The 15,653-nt window shown below is 52.5% G+C and carries 15 protein-coding genes; 5 read left to right on the top strand and 10 right to left on the bottom strand.

From position 1 onward, the window contains the following. The first annotated feature begins 31 nt into the window (after positions 1 to 31). From KO087_RS06850 to KO087_RS06840, 3 genes are read left to right on the top strand one after another with little or no spacing between them, the layout of a single operon-like run. The gene (locus KO087_RS06850) at positions 32 to 1,432 is read left to right on the top strand and encodes a protein adenylyltransferase SelO (RefSeq protein WP_215508559.1); all 1,401 of its coding nucleotides are present in this window, start codon (positions 32 to 34) and stop codon (positions 1,430 to 1,432) included. 57 nt (positions 1,433 to 1,489) lie between these two features. Continuing rightward, positions 1,490 to 2,167, top strand: a complete 678-nt coding sequence (locus KO087_RS06845; protein ID WP_215508558.1) for an aspartate/glutamate racemase family protein — start codon at positions 1,490 to 1,492, stop codon at positions 2,165 to 2,167. Continuing rightward, the gene (locus tag KO087_RS06840; protein WP_215508557.1) at positions 2,167 to 3,378 is read left to right on the top strand and encodes a carboxylate--amine ligase; all 1,212 of its coding nucleotides are present in this window, start codon (positions 2,167 to 2,169) and stop codon (positions 3,376 to 3,378) included. Before KO087_RS06845 ends, KO087_RS06840 begins: the two co-directional genes overlap by 1 nt. 67 nt (positions 3,379 to 3,445) lie before the next feature. Here the strand turns inward: KO087_RS06840 and KO087_RS06835 are convergent, their stop codons facing one another. From KO087_RS06835 to KO087_RS06805, 7 genes are all read right to left on the bottom strand, one after another. Next, the gene (locus tag KO087_RS06835) at positions 3,446 to 4,003 is read right to left on the bottom strand and encodes a hypothetical protein (RefSeq protein ID WP_215508556.1); all 558 of its coding nucleotides are present in this window, start codon (positions 4,001 to 4,003) and stop codon (positions 3,446 to 3,448) included. A gap of 162 nt (positions 4,004 to 4,165) precedes the next feature. Continuing rightward, positions 4,166 to 5,611: a carbon starvation CstA family protein gene (locus tag KO087_RS06830; RefSeq protein WP_215508555.1), complete on the bottom strand. Its 1,446-nt coding sequence runs from the start codon at positions 5,609 to 5,611 to the stop codon at positions 4,166 to 4,168. Between the two features lie 322 nt (positions 5,612 to 5,933). After that, complete coding sequence (yycI, locus tag KO087_RS06825) at positions 5,934 to 6,773, bottom strand: two-component system regulatory protein YycI (protein WP_215508554.1); 840 nt, start codon at positions 6,771 to 6,773, stop codon at positions 5,934 to 5,936. Further along, entirely contained in the window at positions 6,770 to 8,107 is a 1,338-nt protein-coding gene (locus KO087_RS06820) for a hypothetical protein (protein ID WP_215508553.1), read from the bottom strand. The genes yycI and KO087_RS06820 overlap by 4 nt, the downstream gene beginning before the upstream one ends. Continuing rightward, positions 8,104 to 9,909: an ATP-binding protein gene (locus KO087_RS06815; RefSeq protein WP_251374957.1), complete on the bottom strand. Its 1,806-nt coding sequence runs from the start codon at positions 9,907 to 9,909 to the stop codon at positions 8,104 to 8,106. The genes KO087_RS06820 and KO087_RS06815 overlap by 4 nt, the downstream gene beginning before the upstream one ends. Then, a complete protein-coding gene (locus tag KO087_RS06810; RefSeq protein WP_215508552.1) occupies positions 9,899 to 10,582 on the bottom strand; it encodes a response regulator in 684 nt (227 codons plus the stop codon). The genes KO087_RS06815 and KO087_RS06810 overlap by 11 nt, the downstream gene beginning before the upstream one ends. A gap of 59 nt (positions 10,583 to 10,641) precedes the next feature. Beyond that, positions 10,642 to 10,890, bottom strand: coding sequence for a chorismate mutase (locus KO087_RS06805; protein ID WP_215508551.1), 249 nt, complete (start codon positions 10,888 to 10,890; stop codon positions 10,642 to 10,644). A gap of 18 nt (positions 10,891 to 10,908) precedes the next feature. On the opposite strand from KO087_RS06805, the gene KO087_RS06800 reads away from it, so the two are divergent. Then, the gene (locus KO087_RS06800; RefSeq protein WP_215508550.1) at positions 10,909 to 11,766 is read left to right on the top strand and encodes an ATP-grasp domain-containing protein; all 858 of its coding nucleotides are present in this window, start codon (positions 10,909 to 10,911) and stop codon (positions 11,764 to 11,766) included. 216 nt (positions 11,767 to 11,982) lie between these two features. On the opposite strand, the gene KO087_RS06795 is transcribed toward KO087_RS06800, so the two are convergent. Together KO087_RS06795 and gdhA are read right to left on the bottom strand one after the other, a co-directional pair. Next, positions 11,983 to 12,441 (bottom strand): HDIG domain-containing metalloprotein, encoded by a 459-nt coding sequence (locus KO087_RS06795; RefSeq protein ID WP_251374955.1) that lies wholly within the window; start codon positions 12,439 to 12,441, stop codon positions 11,983 to 11,985. Between the two features lie 146 nt (positions 12,442 to 12,587). After that, positions 12,588 to 13,934, bottom strand: coding sequence for an NADP-specific glutamate dehydrogenase (gene gdhA, locus KO087_RS06790; protein ID WP_215508549.1), 1,347 nt, complete (start codon positions 13,932 to 13,934; stop codon positions 12,588 to 12,590). 448 nt (positions 13,935 to 14,382) lie between these two features. Here gdhA and KO087_RS06785 point away from each other — a divergent pair, with 448 nt between their 5' ends. Then, positions 14,383 to 15,267 carry an arginine deiminase-related protein gene (locus tag KO087_RS06785; protein WP_215508548.1) on the top strand — a complete coding sequence of 295 codons (885 nt, stop codon included), beginning with the start codon at positions 14,383 to 14,385 and terminating at the stop codon, positions 15,265 to 15,267. Between the two features lie 162 nt (positions 15,268 to 15,429). On the opposite strand, the gene KO087_RS06780 is transcribed toward KO087_RS06785, so the two are convergent. Further along, positions 15,430 to 15,653, bottom strand: a 224-nt coding sequence (locus KO087_RS06780) for a transposase (protein WP_215508547.1), incomplete at its 5' end; no start/stop codon positions are given.

Below are 15,653 nucleotides of genomic sequence, written 5' to 3'. Positions count from 1 at the left end.
CTTCTTTGGGTATCTATTTACCGGTGATGCTATGTTTAATTTTGACAATTCTTACGGGCGGCTGCCGCGGCGGTTTTACCGAAAGGTGGAGCCGACGCCGGTGGCGGATCCCGCATTTTTTATTACGAACAATGCTTTGGCCCGGGACTTGGGCATCGACGACGAGGCCCTTTTTTCCGAGAAAGGCTTGGCTTTCTTAAGCGGCAATGCCCTGCCCGAAGGGGCCGCCTCTCTTGCCATGGCCTACATGGGCCATCAGTTCGGCTACCCGGCCATGCTGGGCGACGGGCGGGCCATTCTTCTCGGCGAGCAGATCACGCCCGATGGCCGCCGCGTGGACATTCAGCTGAAGGGGGCGGGGCAGACGCCTTTCTCTCGCATGGGCGACGGCCGGGCGGCCCTGGGCCCCATGCTCCGCGAATACATTTTAAGCGAGGCCATGTACCACTTGGGCGTGCCCACGACACGGGCCCTGGCCGTGGTGAGTACGGGGCAATACGTGCAGCGCACAGAGCGGGAGCCGGGCGCCATTTTAACGCGGGTGGCCGAGAGCCATTTGCGGGTGGGCACCTTCGAGTGGCTCGCCTCCATCGGCGGCGACGTGGCCGTGCTTTTAGACTACGCTCTTAAGCGCCACGACCCGGATCTGCTCCTCGCCCCGGATCGCGGGGGGAAGTGGCTCGTTCGTGTGGCCGAGCGGCAGGCGGATCTCATCGCCCGCTGGATGGCCCTGGGCTTCGTCCACGGGGTCATGAACACGGACAATATGACCATTTCCGGCGAAACCATCGACTACGGCCCCTGCGCCTTTTTGGATACCTTCAATCCCAAGGCGGTGTTCAGCTCCATCGACCACTTCGGCCGCTACCGCTTTGAAAATCAGGGGCAAATCGGCGTGTACAATCTATCGAAACTGGGCGAGGCTTTAGGGGACATTCTCGGCGACGAAAAGGCCCGGGATGAAAAAATCACGGCTGCCCTTAAAATCTACGGCGACACCTTCCAAAAGGCCTATTTCCGCTACATGGCCCGTCGCTTGGGCTTTGATGATGCAGACGAATCGGTCTACGCATTGATTAATGAATGGCTTGACCTCTTGATGAAAGAGCAATTGGACTACAACGAATCCTTCCTGCGCCTCACCTACGGCGACGAGCGCAAGGATTGGTCCCCCGCTTTCGCCGCCCTTTACGAAAAAATCATCGCAGCCACAGGAAATGCAGGCGATACCATTCGCCGCGCAAACAATCCCGCCATTTTCCCCCGCAATTACCTGGTGGAGCGGGCCATTCAGGAAGCGGAGGCGGGAGATAAAAGCTTCCTGCTTCACTTTATGACACTTTTGGAAGATCCCTACGCCCACAACGAGGAGCAGATGGCCTTAAGGGGCGCCCCGGCCATTCCCGGCTACAAAACCTTTTGCGGCACCTGATTCGCCTCGGGGATTGGTGTGGTACAATAAAGAAAACAGGATAAAGGATCTGAGACTATGAACTATGAATTAGGCATCGTCGGCGGCATGGGGCCCTTGGCCACTTCCGTCCTCTTCGACTACATCGTCCGCCACACCGAAGCCCATAAAGACCAAGACCATATTAACGCCTTGATATTAAATCACTCGACCCTGCCCGATCGCACGGAGGTGATCCTCCGCGGCAAAGACGAGGATTTTCTCGACGCCGTAAAAGGCGACTACGACATTTTAAACGCACTGAAGGTGCCCCTCATCGCCTTTCCCTGCAACACGGGCCACTACTTTTTCGAAGCCATGGAGGCTATGGCCGACGGCAAAATCATCAATATGATCGACGAAACCTTGGCTCGCTGCAAAGCCATGGGAGCGGATAAAGTGGCGGTCTTCGCCACGGAAGGCACCCGATCCGCAAAGCTTTACGATCGCTACGCAAAGGCACACGACCTGGCCGTCATCTATCCCACCGCCGAGGAACAGGCGCAGATTACTCGGGTGATCTACGACGTGAAGGAGCTGGGCGAGACCCGCTTCCCCGTCATGGACGAACTCATCGCCAAGTACACGAATGACGCCGTGGTGATTCTCGCCTGTACGGAGCTTTCCACCATCGGCATCGACCATTCGCGGGTCGTGGACACCACCGAAGTCTTAGGCGACGTCATTATCGCCCGCTGCGGCAGAAAGAGGGTTTAATGGAATTTATATCAATTATTTTAGGCACAGACAACAATGCCTACGGCGTGGCTCGCTCCCTTCACGAGGCCTACGGCATACATTCCCACGCTTACGGCATCAAGCCCCTGCGCTTTACGCGGAAATCGAAAATCGTGGATGTGGAAATTCACGAAGGATTCGACACGGAGGCGGGTTTTATGCCCGTCATGGATGCCATTTATGATCGTTTCAAGGACGAGGGCCTACCCCTGCTCCTCACTTCCTGCTCCGACGGCTACACCGCCCTCATCGCCAAGTACAAGGATCAGTTGAACGGCCGCTTCCGCTTTAATTACATCGACTACGACCTTCAACAAAAGTTGGAAAACAAAGAAGATTTCTACGCCATTTGCGAGGAATACGGGCTCCCTTACCCGAAGACCGTGATTATTACGGAAGAAAACAAAGACAACTTGGATCTGGGCCTCACCTACCCCGTGGGCCTGAAGGCCAACGACAGCATCGCCTTTGTGCATCTGCATTTCGAGGGGAAAAAGAAGTTTTACAAAATCGAAGACGCCGAGGAAATGGCCCAGGTGGTGGATGCCATTTATGCCGCCGGCTACAAGGGGGATCTCATCGCCCAGGATTTTATTCCCGGCAACTCCTCGGCCATGTATGTATTAAATGCTTATGTGGATACCCGCGGTGCGGTGACCATGATGTGTCTGGGCAAATGCCTTCTAGACGAATGTTTGCCCTATGAAATCGGCAATTACAATGCCCTTCTGACCATGGGGGATCAGGCCCTTTACGATCAGTACGAAGCCTTTTTAAAGGCCATCGACTACCGCGGCTTCGCCAATTTCGATTTGAAATACGACGTGCGGGACAATACCTACAAGGTCTTCGAAATCAACATTCGCCAGGGCCGCTCATCCTACTACATGACCGCCGGCGGCTGCAATTTTATGACCTACCCGGTGCAGGATCTCATCGCCTGTGAATCCACGCCCTGCCACTACCACGATGCCCGCGGGCTCTGGCTCTTTGTGGATCCCGCCGTCTTAAGAAAATACGGCAGCGAAAAAGACCGAGATTTAATCGAAGCCTCTCTGAAAGGCGGCTTCACCTTTACCCAGTGGTACGAAAAAGACCGCTCCCTTCCCCGCTGGCTGGATTACATGCGCCGGCGCATCTCCACGCGGAAATACTATCCCCACTACGAGCCCCAGCGGCAAAACGATTGATTACACACAAAAAACCGAGGATGCACCTCGGTTTTTTTCATGCATTTTTTCATGCAAGGGATGGTATTTATTCTCCGCCTTCCATTAAATCGCCCATGCCGCCGACGCCGGACATTTCCATCATAATGGTTTCAGGATCGGCAACCTTCCAGCTGTCGCCTTCCTTCTTCACTTCGATTTCCACATCTTTCGTCTTTTCTTCCATCTTCGATACGTCGATTCCGGCCATGATTTCTTCTTCCGACTTGCCTGCCAGAATGTCATCCATGGATTGGGAAATGATGCTCATCATGTCCTTCGCCGTAATGGCATAAACCAATTTGCCTTCTTCGGCGCCGTCTTTAATTTCGCCGGACTTAAATTCAAACTTGGCACTTTTAAGAATGTCTACGAAAAATTTATTTTCCGGTTTGTCCATTTCCTTCATGAAGTCGTCGTCTTTTAAGGCGCCTTTATCCTTTTCCAAGACGTATTTTTGCGCGTCATCCACTTTCATTTCGCCGAGAGCGGTCATAAAGCCTTCGACCGATTCCTTCGCCAGATCCGTGTCAGATTTTTTGCTGCAGGCGGGAAGGGCTACGAGCATCATCATCGCCAGGACGATCCACAGTAATTTCTTTTTCATAAACGGCCTCCTTCTTTTTGTGCAAGGGAATTTTCTTGTCTATAAATTACCACCTTCACGGAAAGGAAACATCGCCCGAAAGGGTGAGGCCGCCGATATTTTTTAAAAATTTGCACAAAAAAAGAGCGCGGAGCATGCCGCACTCTTTCATTTCAATAAAATTTACGCATTGGCGAGGTCTTTTTGTTTGCCGCCTTCTTTGGAGACAACGTAGCCATAGACCAATGCAATGGCAATGCCGATGACATTGGCTGCCATGTAGGGCAGGCGGAAACCGATCTTGGCGCCGAAAATGTAAGACGTAATAATATAGGTGTAGAACATTCCCGGAATCAAGGAGATGATATAGGCTCTGCCGTGGCGTTTCAGGTAAATGGCGATCATGGCAAAGGCAAAGACTGCGATGGTTTGGTTTGCCCAAGCAAAGTATTGCCATAAAACATTGAAGCCGTTGGGGCTTAATTTAGCGAAAATCAAGATCACGAGCACGCCGGCGAAAATAGCCAAGGAAAGGCTTACGCGGTTTTTCATATCCTTTTGGGAAATGTTCAAGTGATCGGCGATCATTAAGCGGGCGGAACGAAGGGCCGTATCCCCGGAAGTAATGGGGAGCACGATAATGCCGATAACGGCAATTAAACCGCCGATGGAACCTAACATGTCGTTGGCGACGAGACCGATAACGGCGGGTTTGCCGATTAACCCGGCGTCGATGCCCTTGTTGTAAATACCCATAGCGGCAGCGGCCCAGATCATGGCGATGAAGCCTTCTAAGATCATCATGTCGTAGAAGACGAAGCGGCCTTCTCTTTCACTCTTCACGGAGCGACCGATTAAGGTTGCTTGGGTGGAGTGGAAGCCCGATACGATACCGCAAGCAACGGTGACGAAGAAGACGGGCAGAATGGGTGTGCCTTGGGGGTGCATGCTGCCAAAGTTGCTCATGGTCAGATTATCTAATTGATAGCCCTTGAAGAAGAGACCGAAGAAAATGCCGATGGCCGAGAGCAAGAGGATGCAGCCGAAAATCGGGTAAACGCGGCCGATGATCTTGTCGATGGGGAACAGCGTCGCAATGATGTAGTATGCGAAAATGCAGGCATAAACAATCCATACCACGGGATTCGAGGCGATGGCTTCTTGATGCAATACATTGGCGACGATTAAGTCCCCGGGGGTGTAAATAAATACGGCACCGACTAAAATCATGAGTACGATGACGAAAATGTTGTAGACGGAGTATACCTTGCCGCCTAAATTGCGCTTAATCAATGCCGGCATTTGTGCCCCGTCGGAGCGCAGGGAAATCATCCCGCTCATGTAGTCGTGAACGGCACCGCCGAGAACACAGCCGACGGGAATCATAATAAATGCTAAAGGTCCGAATAAAATCCCTTGGATCGGTCCTAAGATCGGGCCCGTACCGGCGATGTTCAATAATTCGATTAGTGCGTTTTTCTTTTTGTCCATGGGGACGTAGTCTACGCCGTCTTGACTCTTAATGGCCGGCGTTTCTCTGTCATCCGGTTGGAAGACTTTCTCGGTGAAACGACCATAGGCGATTCCGCCGATGAGCAAAATCGCGAGGCCGATGAGAAATGTGGTCATAAATACCTCCTTAAATTAATGTCTAAATAAAAGCCAATCATCTACTAAGGCTTCTACTACTTACTCATTTATTATAACGCTGTTTGTGAAAAACACAACAGCTTAAAGCAAAAAAAATCGGCAAATTTACAGGTTTTCAGCACTTTTTTCTGTTTTGTATACACTATTCACAATGCATTGCACAAACACGCCTTCTTCAAGGTGATTACACGGAAAATGCCATGGATTTCACCGCTGTGCAATCATTCGAACCACAGGGCCGCTCGCTTTTTATCGGGTGAATTTTTTCTTTATGCAACAAAAAAGACCGCCCGCGCGGTCTTTAGTGTAAGAGTACCAATTCTTCCCCTCCGTCAAGTTCCATGCGCCATGCCACGGTGGCGTAGCCGCGAATGCCGTGGGAGAGGTTTTCCACGGCGCCTTGCTCTTCGGGATTGAAGTAGTAACAGGGATCGATTTTTTTAATGGTCCTGCCCTTTAAGCTGTCGTGGGAGAGAAGGCGGAGCAGGGATTGGGTGGCCATGGGCAGTGGCTCCCGCTCGTCGGTTTCGTCGATGACGTCGATCCAGAGCCGGTCCATGCGCACCACCTTGTCGCCCACCAGGTCGATTTCCGTGTAGGCGGATTCCACGTAATTGTTTTTGTAGGTCTTGGTGAACATGAGCTTCCTGCGATTGCCCGAAGCTTCACTGTAAAACAGGGCGAGGTCGTCGGTGGGAAATTCCCGGGCCTCTAAAAAGTCCAGGGCTTTTTTCTCCGCCTCCTTCTCGCTTAAAAAGGCATTGGAGGTGGAGTCGGCTTCATAAATAAGCCGCCGCTTGTCCAGCACTTTCAGCTGCGCCCGCGCCGTACGAAGCACAAGGCGTCGGTCGTCGCCCTCGGCAATGCGGCCATGGCCTCTAAAAAAGCGGCGATTCAAATTGTTTTCCGTGTCCGTTTCGTAGGCCACATCCAAGACGGGCAAGGTGGATCCGTCTTTGGGAATGTCCGCCTCCACGGTAATGCCCGCCTCTTTCAAAAGGGATTTCGTCTCCCGGTGAAAGGCGGCGGCATTTTCCGCCGGGGCCACGCGGATCCGGTCCACGTAGAGGACGCCGGCAAGGAACAAATCGGTGATAAGAAGGGCCACGATGAGCACCGTTTTTGCTTTTTCCCAATTCATGGTCGCTCACCGCCTACACAGTCCCCGCTCATGGCGTCGAAAAGATAAACCTGCTCCCCGTAAAGAACGTAGTAGCCGGGTACGAGGGCCTTTTTCTCTTCCCTGCCGTCGTCTAAATAGCAAAGGCTCACCCGCTTTAAGGGCTTGAGTAATTGATCGTAGCCTTCTCCTTTCGCGCCGAAAATCTCCGGATGCATGGCCACCACCTCGGCGAAGTCCATGCCTTTGACGGCGTGGCTTTCGCTTTCTTCCTCGGCCTTGTTGCGGTAGAGATAGGTCATGCGCTTCACCTGATTGTTAAACAAATCCACCACGATGTAATCGGTGTTTTCGTCTTGCACGGGAAAGACGGGCAAGCCTTTTTGCGAATGGTTCATGGTGACGCGAAAGCCGCGGACGCCGCCGTTTGTAATGGGCTCCAGCTTTTCCAAATACACGTCGTCGATGGTGCCGGTGTTTTTCGCCACAAACTCAAAGGCCCGCTCCACGGCACCGGCGGGATCCATGACTTCCTTCGCCACTTCCGTCTGGTCTTTGTAGTCCAAAAGGCCGTTATTATACAAACGCACCGTGCGCTGACCGTAGACGTAGAGGGTGGAATCCTCTTCGCCGATTTCGTGAAGGTCGTCGATGTTGGCCTTCAAGAGGCGGCGAAGCAAATCGCTTTTGTAGGTGTTTTTCATGTGGGCCAGGTCGTTTTCATAGACCACGCCCCCTTCAAAGACGGGCTTTTCGTCGGGAAGGTACACCGCCCGCTGAATGCCGTAGCGCTCCCAAAGGGAGCTGTAGGGCGGATTGGTCTCCCGCTCCAGGGAGCGAATGTATTTGTTGATGTCCGAAAGGTTCACGGTGAACTCGGGCTTCATGGCCCCTTCCTCCGTTTCGAAAATCACGCCTTCGGATTCGGAAAAATAGATGGCGGAAATCTCGCCGTGTAAATCGTGAAGATTGTACACGTTTTTAAAGAGATCGGAGTAAGTGCCCTTGGCCACTTCGAAAACCACCGAGGGCTTGTCGTGGCATTTTAAATAGTCTTTGTAGGGCATTTTTTTCCAGTGAATGTCTTCTTTGCCGTCGAAACTTTGCTTTAAGATGTTGCGGTAAAAGGGCCAGAGGTTTTTCAGCTGCACCGTCTGCGTGTGGGCGCCGCCGCCGAAATTCACCACCATGGCCGCAGGCATCATGCGCCCGATGACGGCATCGGTAAGCTTGGGATCCGCTGCGGCAATGAGTTTGTTGCCCGTCGGCGGCGGAGAGAGCCAGATTTGCCTGGCGAGAATCAAGGTCAGCACCAGAAGGGCAGCGAGGACGATGGTTTTAAGTCGCTCTTTCATGCTTCCTCCTGATCCATGGGAAAGCTCAAAAGCACTTCCGTGCCCACATTGAGCTCGCTTTTAATGCGGATGCGGCCCCCCATGTTTTCCATAATGTCCTTGGCGATGGAAAGGCCCAGGCCGCTTCCGCCCATGGCGCGGCTCCTGCCCTTTTCCACGCGGTAAAAGCGTTCGTAAATTCGTTCCAGATCGCTGCGGGCAATGCCGATGCCGTTGTCCTTGATCTGGATATGCACCCGAGAACCGAAATTTCTGCCGATGACTTCGATTTTTCCCGCGTAGGTAGTGTACTTAAAGGCATTGGTCAAAATATTGGTAATGACCTGATAGGCCCCGTGCTTGTCCGCCAAGAAGGGGCGAATGTCCACGGGAATGTCCAGATACACCTTGTGGTGGCGCTCCTTAATCATGGGCTGCAAGGATTCCAAAATCGCCGTCACCACCTCGTAGGCATCCATGGACACGGGCTCCCAATTGGTGCGCTTGGCATCCATATTGGAAAGCTGCAACAAATCCGTGACCAGGTGAGTCATGCGGTCGCTTTCACGGTCGATAATGCCTAAAAACCGCAGCTGAGCATCTCGATTTAAAGATGCCGTCATCAAGGTTTCCGTGTAGGATTTAATGGTGGTAATGGGCGTCTTCAGCTCGTGGCCCACATTGGCCACGAAATCTTTCCGGAGCACGTCCAAATTGTGCTCTTCCGTAATATCCTGCAACACGGCGATAATCCCCTGAGGCCGCTTGCTCTCCCCTTTGTAGGGGGCGTAGCGAATGTTGTAGAACTTGTTTTTAATTTCGATTTGGCTCAGGCCCGTTAAGGAGCCGGCGTCGTAGTAATTAATCTTTTGAATGTTCAGCCGCTTCATGTCGAAGGCTTCGCCCACGGCGTCGTCGGCCAGATCCAAAATCTCCTTCGCCACGGGATTCACATGAACCAATCGGCCCATGGCGTCCACGGCGACGATCCCCTCGGACATGTAGTGGAACATGGTGTCCAGCTTGGAACGCTCGGAATCCATGCGGGAGATGGTCTCTTCCAGTTCCGTAGTAAGGTAATTAAACATGCTCCCCAGCCGGCCGATTTCGTCGTTGCTCTTAACCTCCACCTTTTGATTGAAATTCCCCTCGGCCATTTCCCGTGCCTGACGGGTCACATCCCGAATGGGCAAGGTGATGGAGCGGGCCAAAATATAGGCGAGAAGGGTGGTAATGCCCATGGCCACCACCATGGCGTAGGTCATAATGACCCGGGCGTCGTCTACCACGCCGTAAAGGCCGCTTAAATCGGAGACCATGTAAAATAAGCCCATAACGCTGCCGTCTTTTGCGAAAACCGGCATGGTGTAATGGGCGTGGCGCACCTTGGTCTTGGCGTCTTCGCGAATCACGGAAGAGCCTTCGCCGCGGAAGCCGTCTAAAATCAGTTTCGGCGATAAATCGGAATCGCCCAGGGCATTTTGCCCCGCCACCAGCTCCCCGGAATTGTTGGTGGAGGCAATAATCTTGGGCACCCGCCCGGGGCCAATGGCATAAATGGCCTCGTCGCTTCCGATGCGCCAGGCGTCCAAGGTGTTTTGAATGCGGCTGTGCACCTCATCCCAGGGCGTTTCCGTCAAATAGGGCGATGAATTGGCCATGGAGCTTAGGGTCTGCTCCATGTCCGTCTGTACTTTCTCCAGCTGCGCGTCTTCCAGTCGATTGACGATAAAAGCGCCGATAATGGCCATAACCACCAAGACGAGAAGAACGTAGATAAAAATAAATCGCCACTTAATGCTGGAATAATGCTTATCCTCCAAAGTAATAGCCCACTCCTCGCTTCGTCAGAATGTAGCGGAAATCTTCCCCCGCATCTTCAATTTTTTCACGCAAACGGCGCACCGTCACATCCACGGTGCGAATGTCGCCGTAATATTCATAGCCCCACACCTCTTCCAGGAGGGTTTCCCGGCTAAAGACCGTGCCCGGCGACTGGGCTAAGTACTTCAGAAGCTCAAACTCACGAAGGGTGAGCTCGATCACTTTCCCCCGCTTCGTCACTTCATACTTCACGGGATCGATGTTCAGATCCGCCTCTTCGATGACCTCGTCGGGCAAATAGCCTTCGTTTTCGAAATCCTGGCGGCGGAAATTCGCCTTCACGCGGGCGATTAATTCCCCCATGCTGAAGGGCTTCACCACATAATCGTCGGCGCCCAGTTCCAAACCGCGAATGCGATCGCCTTCGGAATCTTTCGCCGTAAGCATAATCACCGGCACCCGACTTTTCTTGCGGATCTCCCGCAAGGTTTCAAAGCCGTCCATGCGCGGCATCATGACATCCAAAAGCACCAAATCCGGCGCCCAGGTGTCGAAGGTTTCCAAGCAGTCTACGCCGTCTTTTGCCATGGCGGTTTCGTAGCCTTCGTTGGATAAATTGTATGCGATGATTTCGGCAATGGCCGATTCGTCTTCTGTAATTAAAATTTTCATAGGATCCCTCCTCCCTTGATTATATCATAGGTGAAATCGGTTATAATCAAGAGGAGGTTTTACTCCTGAAGGTTTCGGGAAAGTTCCATCATTTTTTCATAGAGGGCACGCACTTCGCCGCCATAGGGCGCAGCCTTCTTCTCCACTCGGGCGAGGAGGGCTGCCTCCCTGTCGGGATCGTAAACCGCCCGGCCCACCTTCTTCTTCTCCTCGCCCATGGCGCGAGACAAATCGAAGCGGGCCTTTAAAAGATCCGCCAGCGCGTCGTCCACGGCGTCGATTTCATTTCGAATAGATTCTATAGACATACTACCTCCGGAGGTTTCATGATTCACATTATTTATCACGGTTACTTTTCCTTCGCCATCCACAAGGTGGTGCAGGATCTCGCCGCCAAAGGGGCGGACATTCTTGCCAAGCCCCACACAGACTACGTGCTTTCGGCGGGAAAAGAGGGCTTCCTCGCCCGCGACATAAAGGGCGATCCCGCCCCCGACGCCATCTTGTTTTTCGACAAAGACGTGCGCCTCGCCCGGGCACTGGAAAAGCAATGCCCCCTCTTTAATCCGGCGAACGCCATCGCCTTGGCCGACGACAAAATCGCCACCTTCGACGCCCTGGCGCCTTTCCTTCCCATGATCGACACCGTCCCCGCCCCCTTCCACTACCGGGCGCAGGTGCCCACAGACGACTTTCTCGCCTATGTGGAAGGCCGCTTCGGCTACCCCATGGTCATTAAAGCCGCCAAAGGCTCCTTCGGCGAGCAGGTGTTTCTCGCAAACAATCGCGACGAAGCGAAGGTGATTGCGACAAACATGGGGGCGGAAGATTATCTCTTTCAGCCCTTTATCGCCGAATCCGCCGGGGTCGACAAGCGGGTGCTCGTCGTGGGCGACGGGATCCTCGGCGCCATCGAGCGCAGAAACGAGCACGACTTCCGCGCCAACATCGCCGCAGGATCCACGGCACGGCCCATTGATCTCACCGAGGAAGAAAAAGAACTGGCCCTCGCCGCCCATAAAGGGGCACACCTCGCCTTTTCGGGCATCGACCTTATCGACTCCCACAGCGGCCCCCTTTTGGTGGAAATCAATTCCAATATGAGCTACTTGGGCTTTCAACAAGCCACGGGCATCGACGTGTCGGAAAAAATCCTCGCCTATGTGGTGGCTGAGATCCGCTAAATTCAGTGTAGCACGTTTTTAAGAAAGGAACAAAGGATACGAAAAAGGCCCCTTGATTTTTCAAGGCGCCTTCTTTTTTTGCTTTTATTTTTCTGCGGTTAAAGAAGCGAGCTGCTCGGCTACGGCTTCTTCCGTTTCCGCCATGGCGGCCATGGTGCGGGTAAGGAGCTCGTCCGTCTCCCAGCCCAGCATATCCGCGCCGCGAAGAATGGTGTCTCAGTCCACGCCGGCGGCAAATTTCTTGTCTTTGAATTTTTTCTTTAAGCTCTTCAGCTTCATGTCCTGCACGGAGCCCGAGGGCCGCATAATGGCGTAGACGTAAATCAAGCCCGTGAGCTCATCGGTGGCGTAAAGCACTTTTTCCATGGTGTGCTCCGGCTCCACGTCGGCGCAAATTCCCCTGCCGTGGCTCACAATGGCGCGAACGAGTGCATCGGGGGCGTCGATTTCCGCCAAGAGCTCCGGCGCCCTTTTGCAGTGTTCCTCGGGAAACTGCTCGTAATCCACGTCGTGTAAAAGGCCCGCCATGGCCCAGAAGTCCGCCTCATCCTCGTAGCCCAGTTCCCGTGCGAAGGATGCCATCACTTCTTTTACGGTGAGGGCGTGGCGCAGGTGAAAGGGATCGGTGTTGTATTTCATAAGCAGATTCAGTGCGTCTTTTTCATTTACATTCATTTCCTATTCCCCCTTTTTTCTCTTGTACCCGCTTCTTCCGAAATCATGCCCGCCACTCATAACATACAAAAAGACCGCGTAGGTCGTACGCGATCTTTTGTAGTCATTTTATTCTTTTACGAAAAGAGTACTGCTCTTTTTGTATTCTAGAATACACCTTGTGCCATCATGGCGTCTGCTAAGCGAACGAAACCGGCAATGTTAGCACCGGCTACGAGGTTGTAGCCTAAGCCGTATTGTTCAGCTGCTTCGACGGACATCTTGTAGATGTTGTCCATGATCATGTGAAGTTGTTTGTCAACTTCTTCTGCGGGCCAGCTCAGGCGAGCACTATTTTGGCTCATTTCGAGTGCGGAACCTGCAACACCACCGGCGTTAACAGCCTTGGAAGGAGCAACAACCTTCACGTTTTCGATGAGGTAGTTCAAAGCTTCGTTGGTGGTAGGCATGTTAGCTACTTCGATGTAGTATTCTACGCCCTTTTCAACCATGGCTTTTGCTTCTTCGATGGTGATTTCATTTTGGTAAGCAGCCGGCATAGCGATGTCGTATTCTGCGTTGATCCAGGGTTTTTCACCGGGGAAGAAGTCTACGCCGAATTTGTCTGCGTAGTCTTGAACCTTGTCGCGACCGGAAGCACGCATCTCGAGCATGTAGTTAACTTTTTCTTCGGTGTTGATACCGTCTTTATCGTAGATGTATCCGTCGGGACCTGCGATGGTAACGACTTTACCGCCCAGTTGTTGAACTTTCTTGCAGATACCCCAAGATACGTTACCGAAACCGGAAACAGCGATCTTCTTGTCTTTGATGTCTTCGCCGAAGTGATCGAGGACGTTCAAGAGGTAGTAAACTGCGCCGTAGCCGGTAGCTTCGGGACGTACGCGGGAACCACCGAAGCTGAAGCCTTTACCGGTGAAGGTACCGTTTTCGAATTTAGCTTTTAAGTGGCGATATTGACCGTACATGAAGCCGACTTCTCTTGCGCCAACGCCCATGTCACCTGCCGGAACGTCGGTGTCGGGCCCGATGTAGTGATAAAGGGTGCTGATAAAGCTTTGGCAGAAACGCATGATTTCGTCGTCACTTCTACCGCGGGGGTCGAAGTCACTGCCGCCCTTGCCGCCGCCGATGGGGAGGCCGGTCATGGAGTTCTTGAAGCATTGTTCGAAGCCGAGGAACTTAATAACGGATTGGTTAACGGTGGGATGGAAGCGGATACCGCCCTTGTACGGCCCAAGCGCCCCGTTAAATTGGCAACGGTAGCCAATGTTGGTGTGGTATTGACCTTCGTCGTCTTGCCATACAACACGGAAGCTGAAGAGACGTTCCGGTTCAACCATGCGGCCTAAAAGGTCTACGCGTTCGTATTCCGGATGTTGATCAATAACCGGTTTTAAAGAACCTAATACTTCTTCTACGGTTTGGCAGAATTCAGGTTCGCTGGCGTGTCTTTCTTTAACACGTTCGATTACACTTTCAAGATAGCTCATACAATATTCCTCCTTAAAGAAAATGAGTTGGCTTAATGCCTCGTTAGAAGAGCAAAGGCTTTCCCTTTCGGGAAATAAAAAATGCGGTGACTATTTGCCACGTGAGAACGCCCTCGCTCCAACGTATTCATCATAACACAAGGCAATTGAAATTTCCATGGTGGTTTAGAAAATATCAATCCCCAAAGCAGCCTGAATCCGTGTTATTTCACGGGTTTCAAACAGATCTTGGCAATTTGATTCATTTATCCGTGCTTTTTTAACCGTTCTTTTCGTGTGGTTTTTACGAGAATGCAAAAAACGCAAAAGCTTTTCACGCTTTCGTCTGCGAACTTTCTTCTCTGAAAAGCCATAAGACCCTTTTCCCCCACGCCCTCTGGGCAAAGGTCGCCATCTGTTGTAAAATAGACGGGATGTAAATGTTATGTAGCAGATGAAAGGAGTGGCTATGATTGCTCGTAAGGTCATAATGGTTCGCCCCTCGGCCTTTCGTTTTAATATGGAAACCGCCGCAGACAATGTCTATCAAATTAACGACACGACCCGCACGGCCAGCGAGGTGCAGGATCGGGCGAACGAGGAGTTTTCCGCCGTGGTTCGCGCCCTGGAGGAAGCCGGTGTGCAGGTGGATGTCTTGCACGATAAGGGCGACGACACGCCGGATTCGATTTTTCCCAACAATATTTTCGTTACTTTCCCGGACAAGCTTTTCATCGCCCCCATGTACAGCGAAAACCGGCGGCGGGAGTTTCCCAAGCTAAAGGATCAGTTGGACGCCCTGCTTAATTTTTCCGCGCTGGATGTGACGGATTTTCGCGATAAAAATTTCGGTGTGCTGGAGGGCACGGGCTCCGTGGTTTTGGATCGCAAGGAAATGATCGCCTACGGCTGCCTCTCCAAGCGCTGCGAAAAAGAGGCTTTTCTCGCTTTTTGCCGCACCTACGGCTTTAAGCCTCTGCCTTTTAAGGCCCGCCAACACGATGCGGCGGTGTATCACACCAATGTGATTTTGTCTGTGGCCGACGATTTCGCCGTGGTGGCGGCCGAGCTTCTCACGGAAAATAAAGAGGGGCTCATGGATCAATTGCGCGCCACGAAAAAAACGGTCATCGAGCTGACCGGCGAGCAAATCGATCACTTCTGCGGCAATTGCCTGGAGCTTATGGGCGATGAAAAGCTCTACCTAATGAGTGAAGAGGCCTACGAACACTTCACCGACGAGCAAATCGCGCAGATCGAAGCCACCCACCGAATCATCCACGTGCCTTTGGATGTGATCTCCACCTACGGCGGCGGAAGCATGCGCTGTATTTTGGCGGAAAATTACTGTTAAGCGAACGCGTCACCGAAATCGGTGGCGTGTTTTTTTCGGCTTTTCGCCCACAATAAACATCCCCCGGCGTAGCCGGGGGTTTTCCTTTTTCGGCCCAAAGGGCCTGTATTACTAGCTGCGCCTGAAGGGCGTCGGTGGTCTGCCCGTGCTTACGTTACTCGACTACCCCTTAAAGGGGTTCGCCGTGTCAAAGGTTAGTTGCTCACTTATTTGATCCTCTTTCAACTGGTTTTGTATATACTCTTGAATCTTTTTAGCGTTTTTTCCCGCTGTATCGACGTAATAGCCTCGGCACCAAAACTGCCTTCCCCTATATTTAAATTTCATGTCTCCCCATCGTTCATAGATCATGATACTGCTCTTCCCTTTTAGAAAGCCCATGAATG

The organism is Peptoniphilus rachelemmaiella (assembly GCF_943169845.1).
GTDB lineage: Bacteria > Bacillota > Clostridia > Tissierellales > Peptoniphilaceae > Aedoeadaptatus > Aedoeadaptatus rachelemmaiella.
The sequence above is the reverse complement of the archived record's forward strand: the minus strand, read 5'-3'. Positions and strand labels throughout refer to the sequence as shown.

Excerpts from the sequence above, each read along its gene's own strand:
- KO087_RS06840 (WP_215508557.1), top strand. The coding sequence starts at position 2,167 with ATGGAATTTATATCAATTATTTTAGGCACAGACAACAATGCCTACGGC.
- gdhA (WP_215508549.1), bottom strand. The coding sequence starts at position 13,934 with ATGAGCTATCTTGAAAGTGTAATCGAACGTGTTAAAGAAAGACACGCC.
- KO087_RS06850 (WP_215508559.1), top strand. The coding sequence starts at position 32 with ATGTTTAATTTTGACAATTCTTACGGGCGGCTGCCGCGGCGGTTTTAC.
- KO087_RS06845 (WP_215508558.1), top strand. The coding sequence starts at position 1,490 with ATGAACTATGAATTAGGCATCGTCGGCGGCATGGGGCCCTTGGCCACT.
- KO087_RS06795 (WP_251374955.1), bottom strand. The coding sequence starts at position 12,441 with ATGAATGTAAATGAAAAAGACGCACTGAATCTGCTTATGAAATACAAC.
- KO087_RS06810 (WP_215508552.1), bottom strand. The coding sequence starts at position 10,582 with ATGAAAATTTTAATTACAGAAGACGAATCGGCCATTGCCGAAATCATC.
- KO087_RS06830 (WP_215508555.1), bottom strand. The coding sequence starts at position 5,611 with ATGACCACATTTCTCATCGGCCTCGCGATTTTGCTCATCGGCGGAATC.
- KO087_RS06835 (WP_215508556.1), bottom strand. The coding sequence starts at position 4,003 with ATGAAAAAGAAATTACTGTGGATCGTCCTGGCGATGATGATGCTCGTA.
- yycI (WP_215508554.1), bottom strand. The coding sequence starts at position 6,773 with ATGAATTGGGAAAAAGCAAAAACGGTGCTCATCGTGGCCCTTCTTATC.
- KO087_RS06805 (WP_215508551.1), bottom strand. The coding sequence starts at position 10,890 with ATGTCTATAGAATCTATTCGAAATGAAATCGACGCCGTGGACGACGCG.
- KO087_RS06800 (WP_215508550.1), top strand. The coding sequence starts at position 10,909 with ATGATTCACATTATTTATCACGGTTACTTTTCCTTCGCCATCCACAAG.
- KO087_RS06785 (WP_215508548.1), top strand. The coding sequence starts at position 14,383 with ATGATTGCTCGTAAGGTCATAATGGTTCGCCCCTCGGCCTTTCGTTTT.
- KO087_RS06820 (WP_215508553.1), bottom strand. The coding sequence starts at position 8,107 with ATGAAAGAGCGACTTAAAACCATCGTCCTCGCTGCCCTTCTGGTGCTG.